Source organism: Staphylococcus sp. HMSC65H10 (assembly GCF_001839185.1).
GTDB lineage: Bacteria > Bacillota > Bacilli > Staphylococcales > Staphylococcaceae > Staphylococcus > Staphylococcus simulans.
On record NZ_KV840324.1, the window covers coordinates 1 to 738 of the forward strand.

Sequence of the window (738 nt, forward strand, 5' to 3'; positions counted from 1 at the left end):
CCTTTTTTCATTCTTGAATTAATCCTATGCCAATGTACATTTTGATTAAGTTCCGACTCTTTAAAATTAGTAGTAAATATATTATTTTTATTCTGTCTATTGTTAACAATCGTGTATAGCTTTCCTAAATCATGATCACTATTGCTAACACCTATGTCATCCAACACTAATAAGTCTAAATTAATTAACTGCATTTTAAGTTCATCAAATGTTTCATAGGATTGATTGTTATATGTTGCTTTAATTCTATCCATCAAATCGGGTATCTGCATATAAGCAACCTTATAACCTTTATTTTTAATTGCTTTTGCAATAGCATAAGCTAAATGCGATTTACCTGTCCCATAGCTTCCTCTAAAAAGAATAGACTTCATTTTGTCTTTTTCTGTCGTAAAACTTTGAACATATTCTATTGCAGTTTGCTTGGCTTTTACTTGCGACTCATTATTAGGAATATAGTTATTAACTGTTGCATCTTTAATAGATGGATTAATTGTAGATTGATTGAATGAGTCGTCTATTTTACGTTGCTGCCTTTTTTTAGTAGCTTCTTTACCAGCTTCAATCATTGCGCAATCACAACCATGTCTAAATTCCTGACCATTGCTAAACTTGTAATAGTCATAAGTTCTGCCGCAACTTTCACATTTAAGTCCATGCTCTTCTTCGACTATATTTTTCTTAAGTCTGCTTCCTTGCATAATATTTGAAAATGATTGCATTTTATTCCTCCCAATA

1 protein-coding gene is annotated in these 738 nt (G+C 30.9%); it reads right to left on the reverse strand.

Translation table 11 applies throughout. The features are described from left to right. The coding region (locus HMPREF3270_RS03440) for an ATP-binding protein (RefSeq protein WP_070867167.1) at positions 1–722 on the reverse strand (722 nt) is incomplete at its 3' end. Between the last annotated feature and the right edge of the window lie 16 nt (positions 723–738).